The organism is Cupriavidus taiwanensis (assembly GCF_900250075.1).
Classification (GTDB): Bacteria; Pseudomonadota; Gammaproteobacteria; order Burkholderiales; family Burkholderiaceae; genus Cupriavidus; species Cupriavidus taiwanensis_C.
On record NZ_LT977072.1, the window covers coordinates 207,717 to 226,519 of the forward strand.

At 56.2% G+C, this 18,803-nt stretch carries 14 protein-coding genes and 3 pseudogenes; 14 read left to right on the plus strand and 3 right to left on the minus strand.

What is annotated here, in order from left to right:
• Positions 1–6 precede the first annotated feature (6 nt).
• From CBM2588_RS29715 to CBM2588_RS29770, 12 genes and pseudogenes are all read left to right on the plus strand, one after another.
• On the plus strand, positions 7–1,512 hold the full coding sequence (locus tag CBM2588_RS29715; RefSeq protein WP_115683904.1) for a toluene monooxygenase: 1,506 nt from the start codon (positions 7–9) through the stop codon (positions 1,510–1,512).
• Positions 1,513–1,536: 24 nt separating this feature from the next.
• The gene (locus CBM2588_RS29720; RefSeq protein WP_115683905.1) at positions 1,537–1,797 is read left to right on the plus strand and encodes a toluene-4-monooxygenase system B family protein; all 261 of its coding nucleotides are present in this window, start codon (positions 1,537–1,539) and stop codon (positions 1,795–1,797) included.
• On the plus strand, positions 1,790–2,140 hold the full coding sequence (locus CBM2588_RS29725; protein WP_115683906.1) for a Rieske 2Fe-2S domain-containing protein: 351 nt from the start codon (positions 1,790–1,792) through the stop codon (positions 2,138–2,140). Before CBM2588_RS29720 ends, CBM2588_RS29725 begins: the two co-directional genes overlap by 8 nt.
• Positions 2,141–2,159: 19 nt before the next feature.
• The gene (locus CBM2588_RS29730) at positions 2,160–2,477 is read left to right on the plus strand and encodes an MmoB/DmpM family protein (RefSeq protein WP_115683907.1); all 318 of its coding nucleotides are present in this window, start codon (positions 2,160–2,162) and stop codon (positions 2,475–2,477) included.
• Between the two features lie 12 nt (positions 2,478–2,489).
• On the plus strand, positions 2,490–3,488 hold the full coding sequence (locus tag CBM2588_RS29735) for an aromatic/alkene monooxygenase hydroxylase subunit beta (RefSeq protein ID WP_115683908.1): 999 nt from the start codon (positions 2,490–2,492) through the stop codon (positions 3,486–3,488).
• 1,076 nt (positions 3,489–4,564) lie between these two features.
• Positions 4,565–4,780: pseudogene (locus CBM2588_RS29740) on the plus strand (transposase); the annotation flags it as partial.
• Between the two features lie 846 nt (positions 4,781–5,626).
• Positions 5,627–6,684: pseudogene (locus CBM2588_RS29745) on the plus strand (ISNCY family transposase); the annotation flags it as partial.
• 936 nt (positions 6,685–7,620) lie between these two features.
• A complete protein-coding gene (locus CBM2588_RS29750; protein WP_115683909.1) occupies positions 7,621–8,580 on the plus strand; it encodes a sulfotransferase family protein in 960 nt (319 codons plus the stop codon).
• A 68-nt stretch (positions 8,581–8,648) separates the two neighbouring features.
• Positions 8,649–9,866: an MFS transporter gene (locus CBM2588_RS29755; protein WP_231942369.1), complete on the plus strand. Its 1,218-nt coding sequence runs from the start codon at positions 8,649–8,651 to the stop codon at positions 9,864–9,866.
• Positions 9,867–9,912: 46 nt separating this feature from the next.
• A complete protein-coding gene (locus CBM2588_RS29760; RefSeq protein ID WP_115683911.1) occupies positions 9,913–11,397 on the plus strand; it encodes a condensation domain-containing protein in 1,485 nt (494 codons plus the stop codon).
• Entirely contained in the window at positions 11,357–12,847 is a 1,491-nt protein-coding gene (locus tag CBM2588_RS29765; protein ID WP_115683912.1) for a GMC oxidoreductase, read from the plus strand. The genes CBM2588_RS29760 and CBM2588_RS29765 overlap by 41 nt, the downstream gene beginning before the upstream one ends.
• Positions 12,848–14,098: an aminotransferase class III-fold pyridoxal phosphate-dependent enzyme gene (locus CBM2588_RS29770; RefSeq protein WP_115683913.1), complete on the plus strand. Its 1,251-nt coding sequence runs from the start codon at positions 12,848–12,850 to the stop codon at positions 14,096–14,098. It abuts the gene before it with no gap.
• 258 nt (positions 14,099–14,356) lie between these two features.
• Here CBM2588_RS29770 and CBM2588_RS29775 read toward each other — a convergent pair whose 3' ends face one another.
• Positions 14,357–14,884 (minus strand): adenylyl-sulfate kinase, encoded by a 528-nt coding sequence (locus tag CBM2588_RS29775; RefSeq protein WP_306437266.1) that lies wholly within the window; start codon positions 14,882–14,884, stop codon positions 14,357–14,359.
• Between the two features lie 14 nt (positions 14,885–14,898).
• The gene (locus tag CBM2588_RS29780) at positions 14,899–15,288 is read right to left on the minus strand and encodes a hypothetical protein (protein ID WP_147298469.1); all 390 of its coding nucleotides are present in this window, start codon (positions 15,286–15,288) and stop codon (positions 14,899–14,901) included.
• A 340-nt stretch (positions 15,289–15,628) separates the two neighbouring features.
• On the opposite strand from CBM2588_RS29780, the gene CBM2588_RS29785 reads away from it, so the two are divergent.
• Both CBM2588_RS29785 and CBM2588_RS29790 read left to right on the plus strand, forming a co-directional pair.
• Positions 15,629–16,144 (plus strand): DUF2165 family protein, encoded by a 516-nt coding sequence (locus CBM2588_RS29785; protein WP_115683914.1) that lies wholly within the window; start codon positions 15,629–15,631, stop codon positions 16,142–16,144.
• A gap of 194 nt (positions 16,145–16,338) precedes the next feature.
• Positions 16,339–16,474: pseudogene (locus CBM2588_RS29790) on the plus strand (transposase); the annotation flags it as partial.
• A 1,532-nt stretch (positions 16,475–18,006) separates the two neighbouring features.
• Here the strand turns inward: CBM2588_RS29790 and CBM2588_RS29795 are convergent.
• The gene (locus CBM2588_RS29795) at positions 18,007–18,789 is read right to left on the minus strand and encodes a transcriptional regulator (protein ID WP_115683915.1); all 783 of its coding nucleotides are present in this window, start codon (positions 18,787–18,789) and stop codon (positions 18,007–18,009) included.
• Positions 18,790–18,803 lie beyond the last annotated feature (14 nt).

The window sequence follows — 18,803 nt, forward strand, 5'->3', positions numbered from 1 at the left end:
TATCTCATGGCGCTTTTGGAACGCGCAGCGTGGTACGACATTGCCCGCACGACGAACTGGACGCCGACGTACGTCGCCGAGTCCGACCTTTTCCCGGAGGTCATGGCAGGGGCACAGGGCGTGCCTATGGAAGTCTGGGAAACCTATGACGAGCCCTACAAGACGTCGTATCCAGAATACGTGCGCATTCAGCGCGACAAGGACGCTGGCGCCTACTCCGTGAAGGCCGCGCTGGAGCGCAGCCGCATGTTCGAGGACGCCGATCCCGGCTGGCTGTCGATCCTGAAGGCGCATTACGGCGCCATCGCGCTCGGCGAATACGCGGCGATGAGCGCCGAGGCACGCATGGCCCGCTTCGGCCGCGCGCCAGGCATGCGCAACATGGCGACGTTTGGCATGCTTGACGAGAACCGTCACGGGCAATTGCAACTCTACTTTCCGCACGACTACTGCCCAAAGGATCGGCAGTTTGACTGGGCGCACAAGGCCTATCACACCAACCAATGGGGCGCGATCGCCGCCCGCAGTACCTTCGACGACATGTTCATGTCGCGCAGCGCGATCGAGATCGCCGTGATGCTTACGTTTGCCTTCGAAACGGGTTTCACCAACATGCAGTTCCTCGGGCTGGCGGCCGATGCGGCGGAAGCCGGCGACTTTACGTTCGCCAGCCTCATTTCAAGCATCCAGACGGACGAGTCACGGCACGCGCAGATCGGCGGCCCGGCACTGCAGATCCTGATCGCCAACGGGCGCAAGGAGCAGGCGCAGCAGCTCGTGGACGTGGCCATTGCACGCGCATGGCGCCTGTTCTCCCTGCTGACCGGTACGTCGATGGACTACGCTACGCCGCTGCAGCATCGCAAGGAGTCATTCAAGGCGTTCGTGACGGAATGGATCGTCGGCCAGTTCGAGCGCACCCTGATAGACCTCGGTCTCGACCTGCCCTGGTACTGGGACCAGATGATCAATGAGTTCGACTACCAGCACCATGCTTACCAGCTGAGCATCTGGTTCTGGAGGCCGACCATCTGGTGGAACCCGGCCGCCGGCATGACGCCGGACTGCCGTGACTGGCTCGAGGAAAAGTATTCCGGCTGGAATGACACGTTCGGCAAGGCCTGGGACGTCATTATCGACAACCTGCTCGCGGGCAGGAAGGAGCTCACCGTCCCCGAGACGCTGCCCATTGTGTGCAACATGAGCCAGTTGCCAATCTGCGCGGTGCCGGGCAACGGCTGGAACGTCAGGGATTATCCGCTCGAGTACAACGGCCGCACGTACCACTTCAATTCCGAGATCGACCGTTGGGTCTTCCAGCAGGACCCCGTGCGTTACCGCGACCACCTGACCCTGGTCGACCGTTTCCTCGCCGGGTACATCCAGCCGCCCGATCTGGGGGGTGCACTCCTGTACATGAACCTCGCCCCCGGCGAGATTGGCGACGACGCACACCAGTACGCGTGGGTGGCGGCATACCGCCGTCAGCGCGAACAGAACAAGACCGCCTGATGCAGCCATCAGATGGATAATGACATGGCACTGTTCCCAGTGATTTCGAATTTTCAATACGACTTCGTGCTGCAGCTCGTCGCCGTCGATACGGAGAACTCGATGGACGAGGTAGCGGCGGCCGCCGCGCACCATTCAGTCGGCCGTCGCGTAGCGCCCCAGCCCGGCAAGGTCGTGCGGGTGCGGCGCCAGGGGAGCGACCATTTCTATCCCCGCGACGCCCGGCTCGGCGACACCGATATCAAGCCGATGGAGTCACTCGAATTTATTTTTTGCGATGCATAAGGACACCAAAAATTTTCAGAAAGTCTCCACACTCGACGAGCTGTGGGAAGGCGACATGGCCGAGGTCGAGGTGGACGGCCACGTCATCGTACTTGTCCGCCCACGAAGCGGCACGCCACGCGCGTTCCAAGGCATTTGCCCGCACCAGGACATTCCGCTCGCAGAGGGAAATTTCGACGGGCGCGTACTGATGTGCCGGGCCCACCAGTGGACATTCGACGCCAACACAGGCAAGGGCATCAACCCCGGTGGATCCCGTCTCGCAGAGTATGCCATCAGGGTAGATGGGGACGACATACTTATCGCTATCGAAGGCGTCGAACCACTGTTCGCCAATTGCTGATATTGCAAAGGAATCGATCATGAGCAGGGACCACAACACCGCCGAGGCGTACCGGAACAACCGCGTCGGCCCCGTGCTGCGCGCCAGCAGCATCACGTCCAGCGTCATCGAGGCCGCGCGGGAAGACAACCCGGGTAAGGACATCCGCGTCGACGACAAGCTCGCGTACGTGCGCATCGACACCGACGGCGAACTGATCCTGCGCCGGGCTACGCTGGAAGATACGCTGGGCCGCCCGTTCAAGATGTCCGAGTTGGAGGTCAACCTCAGCTCGTTCGCGGGTCGCATCGAGACCACGGACGACTACGTCCTCTTCTATTACAAAAAGACACTGTAACCGGAGACGAGCATGACTACGCAACCGGACGTCCTCAAGCCGCTAAAGACCTGGAGCCACCTGGCCGCGCGCCGGCGCAAACCAAGCGAGTACGAGATCGTCTCGACGAATCTGCACTACACGACCGACAACCCCCAAGCGCCGTTCGAACTCGATCCGAATTTCGAGATGGCGCAGTGGTTCAAGCGTCACCGCAACGCCTCGCCGCTGAAACACGCCGACTGGAACGCCTTTCGCGACCCCGACGAGCTCGTCTACCGCACCTACAATCTGCTGCAGGATGGCCAGGAAACCTATGTGTCCGGTCTGCTGGACCAGTTTTCCGAGCGCGGCCACGACTCCATGCTGGAGCACTCCTGGGCCTGCACGCTGGCGCGACTGTACACCCCGGCACGCTATCTGTTCCACACACTGCAAATGGGATCGGCCTACGTGACGCAGATGGCCCCCGCCTCCACGATCTCGAACTGCGCCGCCTACCAGACCGCCGACTCGCTGCGTTGGCTCACCCACACCGCGTATCGAACGCGAGAGCTGTCTCAGATCTTCGGCGACGTGGGCTTTGGCACCGACGAGCGCAGATGCTGGGAGCAAGACCCGGCCTGGCAGGGCTGGCGCAAGCTGGTCGAACACGCGCTCGTTGCATGGGACTGGGCAGAGTCCTTCGTCGCCTTCAGCCTAGTATTGAGGCCGGCGATGGAGGAAGCGGTCCTGCGCGGGCTTGGCGAGGCGGCGCGGCACAACGGCGACACCCTGCTCGGCTTGCTGACTGACGCGCAGCTTGCCGACGCCCAGCGGCACCGGCGCTGGGCCGGCGCGCTCGTCCGCATGGCCCTGGAAACTCCAGGTAATCGTGACGTGCTGGCCGGCTCGATTGCCCGGTGGGCGGCGCTCGCGGACGATGCGATCGCGGCCTACTGCGCGGCGTTGCCCGACGCGCCGAACACGAAGGCACGTGCCTCCGCGGCCGTGCGCGACTTCCGGGACAACATCGGCCTGGCGGGCCTGTAACGCAAGAAGTGTCGGCAGATGCGGCTCAACAACCAGCATTGGAACCCTATGAAATGCCAGATATCGATCCGAAGGCGGCGCGGCGTTCACCGTCGCCGCGGAGGAAGACACACTGCTGCGCGGCGCCCTGCCCGGCGCCATGGCCTGCCAGCGGCAGTTCGAGGCGCGTCCACTTCTTCTATGGCGCCCGGGGCTTCCTTCCACCCCCTGGAGAAATTCGCCGAAGACGAGCGCCTTGCGCTGTCGGTGGTACTGTCCGTACCGCAGAGCGCCTGGAAGGGTCCAACGGGGTGCGTGCACGAGAAGTCTGGCGTAAGCTGACAGCTCCGCTCGGCGGTTACGACTTCTATTTTTGCCGGCCTCCTTTATCGAAACCGTGCAGGCGCTCCCGATGCCCAATCACCAGGTGCCGTTCGGGAAGGTCCGGTTCGACCGCTTTGTAGTAGATTCTATGCAGCAGGGGATCGACGAACTGATACTTAAAATCAAGCCAGTGGAGGGTTGCTCAAAGGAGAATATTATGCACACGATCAGGCACATAGATCAAACCCAGAGGAAGTTGTGAATGGCGGTGTCACTTGGAACTGACAACCGCGAAGCGGAACTGGCACTCCAGGATGGGCTGCGCAATAGTGCGGCGGTCCACACGATCGCGCAATCCGTCCGTATCGTCTGAGTTTAGAATCCCGAGGAACTCTGTTTTCAAACTCAATTTATGCGATAACGTCTCGCAAAATCCGCGGCATTTGTCACCTCGGATACTTGAAACATACCCTCAAATGCCAGCAATCAAACATTTCTTAACATTAACCACTAAGATCGAAGCCGCCCATAAAAATCTCCGGCTAGTTCTTGCTAGGAGCACACTGGAGGCTGTCCTTCTGGTTGACAGCACCAACCGTGCCACCCATTTGGCTCACAACCAGCTTCACTTGCCGAGATAGGCTGAGCAAAACCAACCAGAATCACGAATACCCCCACCAACATCGAACGAATAATTTTATGCATTAAACCACCCCGAAAAAATCAATATATGCCCTATATTGACTCACCATTCAAACACCGTGAGATAGACAAGGCAGAGCCAAATTCCTGCTCTTGAGCTGTTCACCCAGCGCCTGAAGGCCTACTGGCATGGCATCGCTGCCCGCTGCCGACACCCGTTGAATACGAGCGTGGTCGAGGGAATCAATAACACCATCAACGTCATTAAGCGCCGTGCCTACGGCTACCGCGACGACGAGTACTTCTTCCTCAAAATCCGGTCGGCCTTCCACGGAATTCCTCGTTGAACCTTAAATTTGGTTTGCGATACTCATTGCGTGTCTGGCATCCTCTATTACAACAAGTAGAATTTCCAAATTCTTCAACAATTCAAAATCACCAATTTTTCATTCTCACTGGCATAACTGGATGGGAGTGCGTTGCAATTCTTGCGCCGACGCCGGTACAGCGGCGCCAAGCAAAGCAGATAATACTAGCATGCCAAACACTGAATTCTTAATGTTACCCATGAATACATCCTTAAAAATTGAAGGTAGAAGTATCGCACCACAATCATAATGTTTGTTGGATGTCGCTGAGACAAACCTTAAGACAGACTGCCATTCCCTATTGTTCTTCCCGATGCCAATGAGTATCTAAATCGTTGGATCCGACATTCTCACCTACGCTAAGAAGAATGGCGAAGTAAGTCTAGGCGGCGTGATGGTCAAGAAGCAAGGTAGATAGAGTGACCCACTGGCCCGCCGTTTGATTAGGATCGAAATCTGACGCTAAGCAGTCGATTGAAGAAGTCTCTTGTGACCATCTACGGAGCTGGAACGAGCCCTTAAAGCCCTGATAGGCTGCTGAATGGTTCGCTGGACCGTTGCCTGGGCGCGGGCGAGGAGAGCTATGCTCCATCAGTCTACAAGCATGCTGACGCCGTAGTTGGCTGCGAATCAGCCTTTGACGCCCAAGCAGAATTTCCGTCGCACGTACATGATTTCACGGCGTCGGTGCTGCAGCCTTCATTAGGTCAGTGGAGCTTCCAAGGGGAAGTGTCCAGTTCAAAACATGAGTCAAAAATAGAACAATCGTAACCGTCCGACAGTCAGCGTTCTTGACAAGGAGGTGACTTTCAGGCTGCGTTCGAGCGGATCTATGGCTCCGATCACGCGTGGTTCGAGGACCGGGCGCCGGCGTGCTGCTGGTCTATGTCGATGACGCCACGGGCCAGCTGATGCAGCTGCTGTTCGTGCCGAGCGAATCGACGGCGGCGTACTTCACCGCCACGCGCGCCTATGTCGACCGCCACGGCAAGCCACTCGCGGTCTATTCGGACAAGGCCGCCATCTTCCGCGTGAACGCCAAGGACAGCGCCGAGGGCCGCGGCTACACCCAGTTCGGGCGCGCGCTGTTCGAGTTCAATATCGACATCCTGTGCGCCAATTCGAGCCCGCCAGGGGCCGGGTCGAGCGGATAAACGGCACGCTGCAGGGCCGCCTGGCAAGGAGTTGCGCCTGCGCGGGATCAGCGCCATAGAGCGGCCAACGCCTTCCTTCCGCATTTCATCGCCGACTTCAACGCGCGCTTTGCCAAGGTGCCGCGCCGTGACTTCGATGCACACCGGCCCCTGCGCGGCGACGAGAATCTGGAACGGATCTTCAGCTGGCGCGAGTGGCGCAAGGTGTCGGCCAGCCTCACGCTGGAATACGACAAGGGTGATTATCTGCTCGAGGTCCGTCCCGATCACCGGCCCCTGATCCACCGCTACCTCGAGGTCGCCGAGTACCCGGACGGGAGGATCGCGTTGTGGGGCGACAGCGCGTCCCTGCCCTACGCCACCTATGACCGGCTTGGCGAGATCGACCAGGGCGAGATCGTCGACAACAAGCGGCTGGGGCATGTGCTGGCGATCACGGCGCAAGTGCAGGCGCAGCGCGACAGTCGCCAGCAGGCGGGCCCGTCGCGCACGCTGCAAGGCGAACCGGCCCGGCTCCGTCGCGCGCCGCTGAACGTCAAGCGTCAGCGGCTAATCAACCGGCTCGATCGAGATGCGATAGCGCCAACCCCAATCCCACAGATGGCGGACATTTTAACTTTGCCCACCGCCAATCAGCCGCCCTACTCTAGGCCAGACGGCCGTGACTTCGCCGCGTCGATCAGAGTGTGCCTAGCCAGGACAGTACTGGCGGCTACTCGGTTCTCCTGAGCGACCACGCTTGAGTGGCATGGCAGACGCCAGTTTACGCGCCCACTAAAAGTTGTGTTGCGATCCCAGACATGGTCGAACGCCAATCGCGCCTGCATGCATGCAGGCATCTACTGTAAAGGGTGGGTGGAGGCACTCCCGGAAGATGGAAGCACCAACCCCGCGCGCCTCTTGGCTTACACACAGGCACATTAGGCGATCTCGATCGGTCCGGACCAACCAAGGTGACGACAAGAACAATCACTACCACCCCGACCAATACGTGCTCCATGATGTCGCCATCGATGACCATTCTGACTAACGCATTCAATTTTTTCACAAACATCTCGAGCATCGAAATTTTTTGATCGGAGTATGCAAAGTACATGCCACGCCCCCAAGAGTCGTTTAAAAGAAGCTTATTGATAGACATCAAAACACAGTGGGGGGAGGCCACCTGTACACAGTCCGCTACGCCCATCCTCGGACAACATGGCACCAGCCACAGGCCGATCGCACTGAATAGCGCAAGACGTTGGTGACCTCGCTCCATTTACATTCCTGCAGCGTCCTCACAGGACCGGTTTAGCAGCAGGAGACTTCAGCTTCCGATAAAAATTCCCGTGTACTGCTGACTCTCGGGCTATAGGCAAACAATAGAATTGTCTATTTTTAGATGCGGAACATTAGTCCGCCCTGCGAGGTGGACAATGTTCAGTAGGTGACAAATTGCAGCAATTTCAACAGCACGTTGCACCGCCCAGAACGACAGCAAGGGCGTACATACCAGCGTGAAGCCCTAGTTTTGCCCTAAACCGCTCCCGGGCACAGCCCTTGCACTAATACTGTTGACTCGGCCCCTCAGGGAATGCAATAGGTCCCAGTGCTCAGTGTTTTGACAAATGAGCGCCAACGTTAACTGTTGGGCCGCCACATTCTTTCTTGCCCTCCAGGCCCATGTTCAACTCCTCACCAGACCACACTTTAGTCCCTCTTCGTTCTGACCCTGTCCTGTTGGGCGGCGAAGACCGCTCCGGTACAACCTTGCTTAGCATTTTGCTCGACTCGCATCCGGATTTGGTCGTAGGTCCGGAGATCGATTTCACGGAGCCAATCAACCTTGGCTCACATATCCTTGAAGTATGCGCCTTGATGGCGTGTCGGGATCCACGGGTCATCGGTACGACGAAGGAAGCCATCGACCCTGAATGGTTCGACGGCGTGCACTTCGTCTGGCAGTGTGAACGTTCGGGCCTGGACCGAGACGACGTAAAGACCTTGGTGACCCGTGTGATTGCGGAGCGTGGAACCAACCTGGCTACACTAGAGGATCGCTGCTTGCTTATCGACTCTATCGGCGAGTTCCGGCGACAACAGACCGGGGCGAAGCGATGGGGTCTAAAGCTTCAGCGACGGATCCAGAACATCTGCAAATATGCGACCATTTGGCCGCAAGCACATTTTGTCCACATCATTCGCGATGGCCGCGACGTGGCAGCATCCCATGATAAGGTTCCCGGGTGGGACCATCGGACTATCGCCGAGGCGGCGCAAGGCTGGCTAGATGTCGTCACCAAGGCACACTTGGGGGCGCCCAGTGGTCGCTATCTCGAAGTGCGATATGAGGATCTGGTCACCGCCCCGCGTGAGACAGCGACACGGATGCTGGAGTATCTGGGCTTGGGATGGAGTGAGAGGGTTCTGCATCACGCAGAGCACAAGCACGCACTGTTCGACAAACCGTGGGGCCATCCCTCAGCTGACGCAGCTGCTCAACCCCTATACACAAGATGTATTGGGCGGTACGTGCAAGACCTGACGCCGCAGGAGGTTGAGCAATTCGAACGCTTAGCGGGAAAGGAACTGGAAAAATTCGGCTACACGCTGTCCGTGCCGACTCTTTCGAGCAGGGAATGATTCCAGTGGCAACGCAAACGCAACGACAACGCTTGCCCCGCAGCTTCTATCTCCTACTTTTAGGTCAGATGGTTTCCCGCGTCGGCGCCCAAGTGACGCTCATCGCCCTACCTCTGACCGCGATCCAACTACACCGAGCAGGATCCCTCGAGACAGGCTTCTTGCTTGCATGTGGACGTGCCCCGTACCTTCTGCTAGGCCCTCTTGCCGGCGTCATCGCCGATCGGTTTTCACATCGAATCCTTCTGATTACGGCAAATTGGATAATGGCGCTAACGTTGGCCACAGTACCGGTATCTGCTTTGCTAATCGGATACATCGGCATGCCCCATCTCTACACAGTTGCTACACTGATGGGCGGGCTTACGGTGATTGCCGACGTGGCCTTCTTGGCATGTGTGCCAACTGTCGTGCCGCCCCAACAACTTGTACAGGCTCAGAGCTGGCTAGAACTAGGACAATCGGCGGCATTGGTACTTGGTCCGCCGCTCGCAGGCTGGCTGATCTACTCGTTTTCGGCCCCTATCGCGATACTGGCAGATGCGGCGTCGTTCCTTCTGGTGACGGCGCTGCTCCCATACGTGATAATAGCGCCGACATCAAGCGCGTCGATGGCAAGTGACTACAATCCTGACGACGCTAGCAGCATCCTTGAACGCGTTCTCTCGGAAGCGGCAGAGGGCGCGCTATTCGTGTTACGTACCCCCAAACTCCGCGCAGTCACCTTTGCTACCGGTACTCTCATATTTTGGTACAGCGCCTACTCCGCCGTCTTTCTGCTGTATCTAACCGAGGGCTTAGGGCTGAACGCCACAACGATCGGGACCGTCTCAGGCATCGCTGCAATCGGTGGTGTTATTGGTACTTTGCTTGCACGTCCTTTTGCTCGAACGTTGGGCTTGGGTCGCGTGTTAATAGCAGCGCTCCTCACCAGTGCCGTTGGCGCAACGCTAACCCCGCTGCTCGAAGTGCCAGGATGGCTTTCATTGGGACTGTCGCAATTTGTATTGTGGATCGGCAAACAGGTCTACAGCGTCCATCAGGTACCAATCCGCTACGCCTTGGCTCCACCGCAACTGCACGGACGTGTAAACGCAAGCATCCGGACCATAGTGTGGGGCCTTGCTCCGGTCGGAGCCGTGTTAGGCGGCGCCTGTGGAGCATGGCTCGGCGCCCGCGCGACGCTACTGCTTAGCGGAGCCCTCATTGCCGGAGCCGCTGGGTGGATCTGGGCATCCCCTCTGCGATCCATGCGTACACCGCAGTTCGTGGAGGCAGACACTTAAGAATGGCTACCTCCATTATCTTCTCGCGGACAACACAGGCCCCATCATGAAGCTCACCGACATGCTATCGGTCATCCTATCTCCGGGCCACCTCACCGTTTGGCGGGCCAGCGCACCGCATGTGTCCGATCCCCATTGGACAGCCGACGCTCGGCGGCCTTCCTACGTTCAGGAAGCCCACATCACGTATGCACTTGAGACAGCTGGCAACGGTCCCATGCAGCCGTCTTGGCTCGCCTGCAGATTCGATCTTCCGGGTGAATTCAATGCAGTTGCTTTCACCGAAGCGTTGCGCGGCTGGGTAACCCGCCACGAAGCCCTCCGTAGCCAGTTCATCGTGGCCCCTTCCGCTCCGCCTGGCGAACGATTTCTTCGCACGACACTACCAGCCGATGCCGTGAGAATCCGCCGCAGTGCGGCTGCGGACTTCACAGATGGCCGCAAATTGGCACGATATCTGGAGAACCTGTTCGACAGAGAGGTTCTCGCTATCGGCTGGCCTGGCTATCTTTTGGCCACAGTGAGCCGCCCGCAAGCAACCACCGTATATGTCGCCGCAGATCACACCCTAATGGACTGCTACTCCATTTTCCATACTACCTATGAGATTCAACAACTGTATGCGTCAGCACACGCTTCCACACGGAGCACGGCTGCGTCCATTCTTCCCGAACAGCCGCCAAGCTACCTGGATTTCGCAGAGGCCGAGCGGACCGCCTCCGGTGCGTTGAACGCTGAACACGAATCTATAGCGCGCTGGCGGTCCTTTATCAGCGAGAGCGGCGGCCAGATGCCTCAGTTCCCTGTATCGGTAAGCGAGGCGACCGGAAGCCCCGCCGCTCAGCCAAGCGGATACACAGAACTTTTCAACGCATCTGACGCACTCTCCTTCGGTCGAGTCTGCCGCACAGTTGAGGGCAACTCGTTTGCTGGGTTGCTCGCCTGCCTTGCCAAAGTGGGCCAAGAATTCTGCAGTTCGAACGTATTCCGTACCATGGTACCCGTCAATACACAGACTGAGCGATTCCAATTTTCCATAGGATGGTATGTTGGTATGGGGCCCGTAGCCTTCCCCATCAAGCGAACGGACTCTTTCGCTGAGGTGGTGCGTTCGGCCGTTGCAGGCCTAGACGGCTTGAGGGATCTCGCGCGAATTCCGCTGCCCCGTGTGGCCGAACTCCTCGGCCAGCCCCTGCGCGACCCTTTCATGGTGTCGTACATGGACCTTCGCCATACGCCTGGTGCAAGCAATTGGAACACCTGGGGAACTACCGTATTCCGTAGCCGCTGCACTGATCCTGATGAGGTGTTCTTTTGGTTCATACGTACTCATGATGGCTTCCACGTCAGTTATCGACACCCCGCCACCGAATTGGCAGGCATTGCCGTCCCACACTACGTGGAACGCACAAAAGCAATACTTAGGTCTGTCGCGAGCAACGGCGACTGGCCCGCGCTAACATCCCTTCTCAAAAACGACAGAATTGCACATGACGGACATCAAACACATTGCGGCGACTGCATCTCGTGATCACACAAGCTTCGATGTTGTTATCGTAGGCTCAGGCGCTTCAGGCTCAATTGCTGCGCGAACACTCGCCGAAAAAGGTTTCCACGTTGCCCTACTCGAATATGGTGCCTTGGTATCCCCAGGCGCGCTATACGCCCCCAACCAAGCAACCTATAGTAAGGCACGAACATCTCCACACGGTCGCGCCGATGGAAATCCATGGACAGCATGTGCCGTGGGTGGGGGAATGCAGTTTTACAACGCGATCATGTTCAGATACCGTCAAGCAGATCTCTCGGCATCTCAATACCTGAGGACTGACATGGAGATAGATTGGCCCATTTCACTTCGGGATCTCGAACCTTTTTATTCCGAAATCGAAAGTCTCTTAGAGATTAGCGGTACGTATGGATTTCAGCCCTATCCAGCAAGCCAACGAGGTCTACTGATATCCAATGCGATGCAAGAACTTGGCATCACACCAAAGCGTGTTCCCCTAGCGATCCGGCCACCCAAAACCACCAATGGATGTATTGAATGCTCCTCTTGCAATCACGTAGTCTGCCCTACGGATGCAAAGGCCAACATCCTAGCTAGGAATGTTTTGGACGATTCCGCTCTCCCAGGATCGATTTCGGTGCTGTACGGATGCTTTGTCAATTCGATTGAGCTCCGAAGCGACTGCCACGCAGAAGCCCTTGAGTGCTATGTGCCGCTCTCCTCGCAGCGGATTCGTATCCCCGTTAAAACTGTCATTGTGTGTGCAAACGCAATTCAGTCGGCGGCTCTAATGCTTCGCTCAAAGAGCCGCCATGCACCGACAGGCATCGGAAATGATTCTGACCTCGTAGGGCGCGGTCTCTCATTCAAGATAAGCGGGTACTCCGTTGGCTACGTGAAGAATTCAGCCGCGCTTCCTGCCCATTGGGGCCCGCATGCAACCGTGTATACGGACGACTTCTACGAGCACCCTGGCGTGCCATGCAGATTTGGGGGTTTAATCTACGAGGCAAATTTGGATTCGCCAGGGGACAACATCGGTCTCGTGCGTCTACACTACATCGCTGGGGAAGAACCATGGTCACACAACCGTGTAATGCTTGACGGGGCCATCGACCCACACGGCGTTCCTTACATCCGTATAGCGTATAAAAACTCGGAAAATGATAGGGCACGAATCAGCTTTCTCGCCAACCGGGCTGAAGACACACTCCGCCGCTTAGGCGCATCCTGTATCGAACGAATGCCTTTCTCGCGAGGCAAAGGCAGTTCACATCTACACGGCACAATGCGTGCGGGTTCTTTTCCAAAGACATCAGTCGTGGATCACTACGGCAAGATTCACGGACTAACAAACATCTATGTTATGGATGGCTCCGTTATGAATTTCGCCGGAAACAGCAATCCCACGCATACTATCATGGCCAACGCAAAGCGAATGGCTTTGTCACTCGCCGAAAAGGAAAACTAAATGTCATGTTCTGGATCAACTGGTCATTTGGCTGAATGGGAGCGTGAAACCCGCTCTTCCATCATATTTAAATCCGCCTGGGGCCCGATGGCGCAGGATATCGACGGCAAGATCTATCTTGACATGTCATCCTGCAGCGGCGCCTCACCCTTGGGTAGTAATAACCCTGAATTTAAGGCGAGACTCTCTCAAGCTATGGAGAGCGATACCGACGTTCTTCCATCCCCAGTAAGCGCGCAGCGCCAGATGCTAGCTGCAAGAATCTCAAAGAGATTCGCAACTACACCTAGGGTCTTCTTCTTGAGGACCGGATCTTGTGCAACGGAGGCAGCTGTCCGCATCGCACGACGTCGAACCGGTCAACCAATTATCCTAACAGCCGGTTTTCACGGTTGGCATGACATCTTCCAACAGTACCCGTGGTCGGACGATTCTCCAGCCAAAGACCATTACATCCAGGACTTTCAGTATGACTTAGATATCTTGCAGAAGAAGTTGAGTCAGAACATAGGCAAAGTCGCCGGAATTGTGGTCACACCAGAGCCGTCAGTCTTTCCTCCGGAGTTACTCCACCAAATCGCTAGGATGGCTATACTTCATGGAGCGCTTTTGATCGTTGACGAGGTGCTTTGCGGACTTCGTTACGCCGACGGTGGTTACTGCCAAGCACACCAAGTCCCGGCCGACCTGATCACCTTGTCCAAAGGACTCGCACAGGGAATTGGCCTTTCTGCGGTTATTGGTACGGCCGATGCCATGTCCGGGGCGGATGGTGTTTATCTTGGCAACACCTACTTACGTGAAAATCGAGCCTTCGTAGCCGCTAATCTAACGCAGAAAATTTTCGAAGAAGATAATATTGTAGCTCGCTTGGCGGATAGCGGCGCAGTGCTCAAGAGATTGTTCCACGAGTCATTCGCTAGCTTCGGAATACCCGCGCGTGTCTTAGGAAGCGACGCCATGTTCGATATTGTCATGCCATCGCAAAGACATGGAAGGGCATTTGTCCGACGGTGCCTTCAATACGGTATATACACAGGCTATCCGGCAACTTACATGAGCAATGTTTCCATGGGCAACACATTCTTCAGCGCTTTACAAGAGGCGCTGAAGGGTGCGCTCGCGGACTACCGCAAAGACGAAGATATGACCGCGCAGGTAACGGACAGATCCATGATCGAATACTGTTGGCGGGCGTTTCGCGCGACAGCGAACACTTGTCTCTCCAACAAGACTTATTGGGCGCAATAATGAAAGGCTGGTACCGAGATACACACGGTCATGGATTGCCGCTCGAACTCGCCGCCAAGCGCACAATCGCCGAATAACTTGCATCGCGAGAGTTGCAGGGACGTCCTATTACTTTCACAAATGGCCGTAGCGGCCTAGCTGCGGCTATCACCGACATCACTTGAAAGGCTAAATTAGAGGCCGATTTGGTGTCCTGTTCGGTCCGAGCAGGCGCACCAAAACTAATATCATTCGGCGCAAGACCCAGTGCCCTTATATTCAAAGACTCCGCCTAAGTTTAGTCAACGACAAACTTGGTGGTCTACTTAGGAGTACCAAGTGAATTGTACTTGCAACCTCCTTCAATTCCTCCATCGTCTTATATCCGCTCACCCGAAATGCGTAATCTGTGGGAGACTCATACATTTTGCGCGTATCTGCGAATCTAGACTCGTCAGCAGTTATCGTGTTCATGAACACGGTGTAGACTGGGTACTTGGCCGCTCCCAGAAAAGCTCTCCGCGTTTCCGTTGTGGGACAAACAAAATCCACAATGCAATGGTCGTTCGCACCGTAGTTTAGCGTCAGATTGGCGATTTCGGCCATACGGCGCGCGTGCTCGATTCGGTGCACCAAACTAAACGTCAAGTCGCGATTTATATTTTCCCGAACAAAATCCGCATTAACCCAACTGGCTGTCGGCATTAGATCCAAAAGCATTCGAGCAAGTGTAGTCTTGCCAGATCCCGGAAGGCCTTGAATCATGACGATAGCCCGCTCTCTTTGTTTCATGTTCCACTTGCTCATGATTGATGGCAGCGTCAACGAATGCGGCAATGAATTTCAAGCACTTCAATGAATTCTTGAACCACGGTTGATCGATCTACGTTCCCCTCTTGCTCCGTCGCATTGAGCCACAGCGCGGCTTTCTTAATTTTGCTGGAACGCGGACAACTTGTACAATTCATTGTTTCGATGCCATTTATCCAAATATCAGATGTCTTTTGCTTTCCCCGTAGCAGATTACTTGTGCGGCGTTGCGTCGTGTAAGGTAAAGTAGCAAGGCCAAACGGCACGAGGCCCGCCAAGTCCTCCGTAGATGCTTTCACTTCTGAAGTCGCCCCAAAGTGCATCTTCGCAGACGAAGGTAAATCTTTGGACGTTACCGGAAAAGATGGGTCGAATTCAACGCCCTTTGAGTTGATCAGCAAGGAACAGAAGCCTACTCGGCATCTATGATACATATTGCACAGCCGTCGGATTGAGGATCCCTGTACCGATTGCACCTGCCCTTTCGGAAAAAATACCTAAAAAGCTCTATTTGCGACAATGTGCGGTACATCAAACTGCCCCGCACTAAAAGCTCGCTGGGAAAGCCTGGCACACTCCTTGCTGCATCACATCATTTGTAAGCCTAATCTCGCGTGCGCCGCTGCGTTGTCACCCGTTGCCAACCTGAGTCCAAAAGCAGGGGTCTGAAGGACAGACTTCTGCACAATGGGGTCGGCGTAGAGGTTCTTTCTGATGGCACTAACTCAAAGCGCTATATCTATGACCCTACGAATCTCCAAGACACTGATGGTCGTTGCCATCGCCCTCTTTACCTCTTTGGTCGCGTTTAACAACATAACCGACTACTTTACGAATTTGGCCTTTATTCGTCATGTCCTTTTAATGGACACGATCTTTCCAAGCAGCAGAAACATGTATCGAGCTATCAGTTCGCCAATTTTGCATCATGTTGCCTATGTGTGCATTATCACACTAGAGACTGTAACCGCGGTTCTGTGCTGGATGGGTGGCAATCGCTTGTGGTCTGCCCGACATGACTCCCACATGGCCTTTCAGCGCGCGAAAGGTTTTACCATCGCCGGGCTGACGCTGGGTTTTTTGACATGGCAGGTTGCGTTCATGTCGATCGGAGGGGAATGGTTTGGCATGTGGATGTCTAAACAGTGGAATGGGATGCCAGATGCGTTCCGATTTTTTATCACGATCCTGTCCGTGCTGATCTTTGTGAGCCAGGACAATGATGCTTTGGATAAGCACGAGAGACCCGGCCTTTAGGCAGAAGCTTATCGACATGGGCTGCACTCATGCCTGCAGCAACACTACTTGACGCTCTTAAAATCTGTTGCGAAATTAAATTTAAATGACGGGCTTTTGAACGGTTAACGAAACCGCGCCCATCATCACATGACAGTTGAGCGTTGCTTTGCGTCATGGCACGGAAGAAGGTCAACAACGAATTGTGAAAGGCGGTGTAACTGCTGCTTCCGACGGTGGAACGCTCGCCGCAAGGTGGTCGCCCGAGAGTGGATGACCGAGCAGCACTGGACGGCATCCTATGTATTGCAAAAGGGGATTGCATGGGAAAACTTGCCGCAGGAACTGGGGCCTTGGCGAAAGAACAGCGTAGGAAGGAAGCTCCCAGTCCAGCTTACGCGTCTCGCGCGCGATCAGTGCTGAGCAGTTTCGGCGGAGAATTCATAGACAGCGCTCTTGCCATTGCTACCGAGATAGACATTCCAGTGCTCCTGGACAGGGCGACGTTGTTGTAGAGCGGAATCGCGTACCCGTCACAGGGTCCAGTCGCCCGATGTCGGCTTGACGTTACCGCACCCATTCGAGTGGAGCTGGTGCCTTATATCCGGCCTGGAGCGCCACTGTTGCCTTGCGAGCCTCAATGAACGCTGCTTAGAACCAACCGTCCTCAATCTCTCGCCACGGGCTTGCAAGCCGCTTGGTTGCGGCAGGCGTAGGCTCCCACGCTCTTACCTGATTCGCCATTTCTGTTTCTTCGCTGTGCAGCCTTGAAGGGTGGATTATGAGCTGGTGAAAGGGGGCGATGCCCCCAGCTCAGGCCGGGAGCAACTCACATGCCCGGGATCGTATTGGCGCCCATGGGCCAGTAATGCCCAAGCTGTTCGGCAATCTTGTTGGCCAGTGCCACCAGCGCCGCTGCAGCATGGGCAGTGCCCATGCCGGCGGATATTTGGTGCGCGTGAGCATCGTTCGTCCTGCGTTGACCACCGGTCGTCGCAGGTAAGCGTTGCCGCACGCTTGCCGATGTGCCCAAGCCGTACATGACCGCCCGTGCCGGTCTGTGCCGGAACCAGCCCCAGGCTTGCAGCGAAGGCCCTGCCTGTGCGGGAGGCTGGGCAGAGCCCAAGGCAGTAGCGGTAATAGGCTCCACGCCGGGAATCTGGTCCACAATCTGCGCGGCCGGATCAGACCTTAGCCACTCCTGTAGGTCACGCGCAACCAGTTGGATCTTCTGTCCGTCGAATTCGCGCAGCGCACGGAGTTGCTGCTCCAGCGCCGCGTCAGCAAGGGCGGTACGACGCGAGCGAACTAGGGCCCAGCGCTCGCAAAAATCTCGGCCCGGAAGGCCAGCCGCCCCGCGCGGAAGTGCAGGCCATATTCACCCAGCAGCCCCGGCATTTGGTTGCCCTGCCGGGTACGCGTACTCTCCTCGACCTCAAGTGCTGGATCGAGTTTTCACTCTGGCACAGCGATGCCGCCGGTCAAGCGAGAGCCCCTTTTGCCTTCTAGGCTGTGGCTTGGCGGTAGATGGGCGGTGCTCATTCCAACTCCCCCTCATCCGACCCGATTTTGAAGAACCCTGCTGCGCACTATCGAAGCATCCGTCGCCTCGATATCCTTTTTTTCCTCACCGGGAAAATGAATAGCTCGAAGACAAGACTAGCTAGCCGCAACGGCTAATGTTTGTCATGATAATGAAAAATTCCTATCGGCTTGTCGCGATTGGTCTAATGACTGCTTTGGACCCGGAGAATGGAACAGGCTTACAGCTAATGTAGCACGAATGCTTAGCCGGAATATCTGGCTCGTTTTGAATAGGTCTATGCCTACCGCGCATTGGGCTTGGGCCCGTCGTGAAGCTAGTCGTGTCACCACTGATTTCCTTATACATCTGTACGCCACATCTCAAAATCCCCCTTCCCCAGCCATTGACTGATGTATCCTCCCAGTGCCTTCAGAAGGGTATCAGAGCACATGCCAGCGGAACCGGCTAATGCAGGGCAAAGCACGAGCTGCGTGCCTGTGTCGTCGTAGATATGAAGTATTCGGGCCTGGTCCGCCGGCTTCAGAGTGTGCTCTTTATATGAAAGGCCGCGCATACCGAAGGCATGCACATAATCACCTTCATGAGGATCGCCTAGACACACCACGACCTTCGGCTGCTCGCGCCGACGTAACGCCTCGATGAAGCGAAAGCGTCCTCCATCACGGCAAAGAGACATATAAGCGACTTTCGAAATGAGTTCAGGTTGCATGCCAAAGCGTCGCCTCCAGCTCTGGCCATCGTCTGTACGAATTGGAAGAGGGAATAGGCTAAGCATGAATTCCCAGCCCTGCGGTCGGTACAGAAGATCTGAAAGATATTTCTTGCAGTCACCACCATCTTCGTGGCCAAACAGCACCATTTGACGAGCGGCTGACATAATACGAGCGATGCGCTGATGTGTCTGCCACCGGACTATCTCCGTTGCATGCCGAGCTCGAAATGCGGAGTCCCAAGCTGGACATTCAAGCTTCGGCATCAGAGGCGAGACTAGCGATATGCAATTCCTGATCGGCGAATAATTGCAAAACCAAACTGCAGCGGACGGGTTTCCTCCTTCCATGCCAACAAAAGACGCAAAATAGCTGTCTAATTGCTGGCGAGTAAAAGCATTTGTGGTCATGATTGAGCTTCGTA

Bases quoted from the DNA above. Each gene is read 5' to 3' on its own strand.
- CBM2588_RS29765 (WP_115683912.1), top strand. From the start codon at position 11,357: ATGACGGACATCAAACACATTGCGGCGACTGCATCTCGTGATCACACA.
- CBM2588_RS29725 (WP_115683906.1), top strand. From the start codon at position 1,790: ATGCATAAGGACACCAAAAATTTTCAGAAAGTCTCCACACTCGACGAG.
- CBM2588_RS29750 (WP_115683909.1), top strand. From the start codon at position 7,621: ATGTTCAACTCCTCACCAGACCACACTTTAGTCCCTCTTCGTTCTGAC.
- CBM2588_RS29770 (WP_115683913.1), top strand. From the start codon at position 12,848: ATGTCATGTTCTGGATCAACTGGTCATTTGGCTGAATGGGAGCGTGAA.
- CBM2588_RS29730 (WP_115683907.1), top strand. From the start codon at position 2,160: ATGAGCAGGGACCACAACACCGCCGAGGCGTACCGGAACAACCGCGTC.
- CBM2588_RS29795 (WP_115683915.1), bottom strand. From the start codon at position 18,789: ATGACCACAAATGCTTTTACTCGCCAGCAATTAGACAGCTATTTTGCG.
- CBM2588_RS29775 (WP_306437266.1), bottom strand. From the start codon at position 14,884: ATGAGCAAGTGGAACATGAAACAAAGAGAGCGGGCTATCGTCATGATT.
- CBM2588_RS29735 (WP_115683908.1), top strand. From the start codon at position 2,490: ATGACTACGCAACCGGACGTCCTCAAGCCGCTAAAGACCTGGAGCCAC.
- CBM2588_RS29755 (WP_231942369.1), top strand. From the start codon at position 8,649: ATGGTTTCCCGCGTCGGCGCCCAAGTGACGCTCATCGCCCTACCTCTG.
- CBM2588_RS29720 (WP_115683905.1), top strand. From the start codon at position 1,537: ATGGCACTGTTCCCAGTGATTTCGAATTTTCAATACGACTTCGTGCTG.
- CBM2588_RS29785 (WP_115683914.1), top strand. From the start codon at position 15,629: ATGACCCTACGAATCTCCAAGACACTGATGGTCGTTGCCATCGCCCTC.
- CBM2588_RS29760 (WP_115683911.1), top strand. From the start codon at position 9,913: ATGAAGCTCACCGACATGCTATCGGTCATCCTATCTCCGGGCCACCTC.
- CBM2588_RS29715 (WP_115683904.1), top strand. From the start codon at position 7: ATGGCGCTTTTGGAACGCGCAGCGTGGTACGACATTGCCCGCACGACG.